The sequence below is a fragment of the Chamaesiphon sp. GL140_3_metabinner_50 genome, from assembly GCF_025361915.1.
Classification (GTDB): domain Bacteria; phylum Cyanobacteriota; class Cyanobacteriia; order Cyanobacteriales; family Chamaesiphonaceae; genus Chamaesiphon.
The window spans coordinates 1-3,762 of the sequence record NZ_JANYJC010000158.1 but is presented as its reverse complement, the minus strand read 5'-3'; the positions used below and the strand labels follow the sequence as shown (position 1 = coordinate 3,762).

Sequence of the window (3,762 nt, the reverse complement as noted above, 5' to 3'; positions counted from 1 at the left end):
GTCGGTGCAAGTCAGAGAAAGCACTTTAGATGAAACTCCAGAAATGCAGGCAATAGATCTGGGTACACTCTTACAAGAATCGGGGTGCGATAAAATTTCGGTTCTCAAGATGGATATTGAAGGTGCTGAAGCTGTGGTCTTTTCAAAAAATTATGAATCATGGCTACCTTTTGTCGATAATATGGCGATCGAGCTACATGATGATTCTTGTTTTGGTCGAGCTTCAGATATTGTCTTAAACACAGTTAACGCTTGCAAACCATTTAGTATTTCTACTTATGGAGATTTAACTGTTTTCAAATCCTGTATTTAGGTATAAAGATCGGGGCAATTCATCAAGCGGCTCACTAAACCGTCGGGTTTTCCGACAGTTTAGCGAGACAAGACATTGCCCCTGCCCAATCTTTCAATAAATCGATCTTTTGCCTTTGTTATAGTTGCGGCGATCGGGTGTGCCAGGTGGTAGACTGCTCGTAAACGTGAGCGACTTGCAGCAAGAGATCTTCGCGTAAAACGTTACTGAGTAATTGAATCCCGATCGGCATTCCGTTATCGTCAAAGCCGCAGGGGATACTAATTCCGGGCAAGCCAGCGAGGTTGACGGGAATCGTCATTAAGTCGGAGAGATACATGCTCAACGGATCGGCAGTTTTTTCGCCAGCTTTAAAAGCCGTTGTGGGTGCGGTGGGGGTAATTAGAATATCGACTTGACTAAACGCAGTTTTAAAGTCTTGCTCGATGAGCGTGCGTACCTTTTGAGCTTTGAGATAATAAGCGTCGTAATATCCCGCCGAGAGCGCGTAGGTACCCAGCATAATCCGCCGTTGCACTTCGGCACCAAATCCAGCGGCTCTAGTCTGGGTGTACATGGACATTAGGTTATCAGCCTCGGCGCGGAAGCCATATTTAACACCATCGTAACGAGCTAAGTTTGCCGATGCTTCAGAAGGAGCGATTACATAATATGTAGGCAAACCGTAGCGGAAGCGCGGGCAAGAAATTTCTTGAATTTCGGCACCTAAAGAACGGAAATGCTCGATCGCTTGACGGACGGATTCGGCAACTTGCGGATCTAAACCTTCGCCAAATGTTTCGGTAATTACGCCGATTTTTAAGCCTTTGGGTAAATCGGGCGTGAGTAGTTGGGAATATTTGGGCGTTTTAATATTGAGGCTGGTAGAATCTTTAGGATCGTGACCGACGATCGCTTCGAGTAATATTGCCGCATCTTCGACAGTCCGCGCAAATGGCCCAATTTGATCGAGAGAAGAGGCATAAGCTACTAGTCCGAATCTAGATACTAATCCATAGGTCGGTTTTAGCCCCACCACGCCACAAAAAGACGCAGGTTGACGGATTGAGCCACCAGTATCGGAGCCAAGCGATACAACGCATTCTGAGCCAGCGACAGCCGCAGCCGAACCACCTGAAGATCCGCCGGGAACGCGCTCTAGATCCCAAGGGTTGGCGGTGACTTGATAGGCAGAATTTTCGGTGGAACTCCCCATCGCAAATTCATCGAGGTTGGTTTTACCCAGGGATACCGCGCCTAAATCTTTGAGTTTTTGGGTGACGGTAGATTCATAAGGGGGAATAAAGCCAGCCAGAATTTTAGAACCGCAGGTGGTGGCGATTCCTTGGGTACACATGTTATCTTTGAGCGCGATCGGGATGCCTGCTAACAGGGGGATATCTTCACCTGCGGCAATTTTGGCATCTACTAATCTTGCCTGCTCCAGAGCTTGTGTGGGTGTGGTACATAAGAAACTCCGCAGTTTGGGTTCGAGCTGTTCGACTCGTGCGATCGCTTCTGTGGCGATTTCTACTGCCGATCGTTCTTTTGTGACAAGCTGTTGGTGCAATTCGCGAATAGATACCATAATTTAGGTGTTAGGTTTTAGGTATTAGGCTTTAGGGATTAGGTATTCGGCTTTAGAATTTAAAGCTAAAGCTTTAAACTTCTAGAATTAGAGAATGCAAGCGAGATCGAGCCTGACATCTAAAAGCCTAACATCTAAAGCCTACAGCCTAAAGCCTAGCTCCTAGAGACAAGATTAAATACGGAAATTTCGGGACGACAGTTAAAACGGGCGTAGATTTTAATCATCCCGATGCCGCGACTGGTATATTGAACCATCTCCTTAACTTGATAACGCCCTAGGGGATAGTTCTGAGCTAATTCGGGGAGATAGCCTTTGCGAAAGGGGATGCGGATTTGCCCACCGTGGGAGTGCCCGGATAATTGTAGCCCAAATCTGCCAGTAGCGGCAGTTTCATCGGCAAAATCTGGCTCGTGGGCGAGCATGATGGCTGCGCCAGTCGGGGGTAATTGCTCTAGTACTAGATCGAGTTTATCGTCTTTGGCAAAGACATCGCCAACCCCGGCAATATGTAATGTGGCTCGATCGCGTTTGATGGTATAGATGCTATTTTCTAATAAGGTAATTCCGACTCGATCGAGGGCTGCCCGAATTGGAGCAGGATCGTTGAAAACATCGTGATTGCCTAAGACAGAAATAGTCCGATCGCGAGGATGTAGTTTGGCAAGGGTGTCTAATAACTCGATATGTTGCCGGGGTTTTCGACTGACATGATCGCCTGTAATTACTACTAAATCTGGATTTTGGGCGTTGACAGTTTCGATAACACGTTCGAGTTGAGCGCGATCGATCCCATCGCCAGCATGGAGATCGGTAATCTGAACGATTTTATAGCCATTAAATACCGAATCTAATTTTGGTAACTGGATCTCATTTTGAGTGACTTCTACCCAATTTGGTTCGATTTTGTGAGCGTAAACACTGGTGCTAAATACTAGCAAGAAACCGATTAATACAATCTGAATCGCTCTGATTAAAACTAACTTAATAAGTTTGGATATCCGCACGAGTAATTTAGGGTTGAGATTTGGGGGTTAGGGTTTATTTTTAGGTTTGAGGCTAATCTAAACTTCGCCCTTTAACTCTTTGTTGGTAATAATACCCGAAACTTCGAGCCGACACCGACTTGACTGACAACTGAAATCGAGCCGCCACACCGGAGCAGAATATTCTGGACGATCGTTAGTCCCAACCCCGCACCATTACTGTATTCGTTTGGTAAAGTGCGAACGCGGTAAAACCGATCGAAGATTTTGGGAATTTCTGTCGGCGCAATCCCAATCCCAGTATCGCGAAATTCTAATTGAACGTAGTCGCCTTGTACGGAAGCTTGGACGAACACTTGTCCGCCGTCGGATGTGTACTTAATACCATTGTGCAATAGATCGATCGCAATTTGCCGCACCCAGGTTTCGACACAAATTGCTGGCGGTAAGTTATCAGGTACAGTATAACCCAGCCCAACCCCTTTTTCGGCAGCTAATGGTTGGTAAGTACTCACGATTCCTGGAATAATTTGGGATAGTTGAATGGGTTTGACTCCCGCGCGATCTGGGCTACGATCGAGTGCCAAGAGCCTCGTCGCACCACTAATTAGCGATGTTTGCCGATCGCATTCGTTCCGAATCATCTTTAGATATCGTTGCCGTTGCGGTTGTTTGACAACTGGCGATTCGAGTAACTTCAGAGCTGTTTTAATCGTAGTTAATGGCGTACACAGCTCTTGCATCAGATGGGCGATTAGCTCATCTTTTAAGTCACCTAAACTGAGTTCTGGCGGCGTGGGTTTTTCCATTAACAGAGGGGAGATGGGAGATGGGAGATGGGAGTGTGGGAGGTGTGGGGGGTGTGGGAAGTGTGGGAGGTGTGGGGAGTGTGGGAG

General features: G+C 46.8%; 4 protein-coding genes. 1 reads left to right on the top strand and 3 read right to left on the bottom strand.

Annotated elements, in window-relative coordinates; genetic code table 11:
* Positions 1–313, top strand: a 313-nt coding sequence (locus Q0R35_RS08240; RefSeq protein ID WP_295615951.1) for an FkbM family methyltransferase, incomplete at its 5' end; no start/stop codon positions are given.
* Positions 314–431: 118 nt separating this feature from the next.
* Here Q0R35_RS08240 and gatA read toward each other — a convergent pair.
* The 3 genes from gatA to Q0R35_RS08225 all read right to left on the bottom strand — a co-directional run bounded on the left by gatA (position 432) and on the right by Q0R35_RS08225 (position 3,675).
* A complete protein-coding gene (gene gatA / locus Q0R35_RS08235) occupies positions 432–1,880 on the bottom strand; it encodes an Asp-tRNA(Asn)/Glu-tRNA(Gln) amidotransferase subunit GatA (protein WP_295615948.1) in 1,449 nt (482 codons plus the stop codon).
* A 155-nt stretch (positions 1,881–2,035) separates the two neighbouring features.
* The gene (locus Q0R35_RS08230; protein WP_295615945.1) at positions 2,036–2,887 is read right to left on the bottom strand and encodes a metallophosphoesterase; all 852 of its coding nucleotides are present in this window, start codon (positions 2,885–2,887) and stop codon (positions 2,036–2,038) included.
* A 71-nt stretch (positions 2,888–2,958) separates the two neighbouring features.
* Positions 2,959–3,675 carry a HAMP domain-containing sensor histidine kinase gene (locus Q0R35_RS08225; protein WP_295615942.1) on the bottom strand — a complete coding sequence of 239 codons (717 nt, stop codon included), beginning with the start codon at positions 3,673–3,675 and terminating at the stop codon, positions 2,959–2,961.
* Positions 3,676–3,762: the final 87 nt, after the last annotated feature.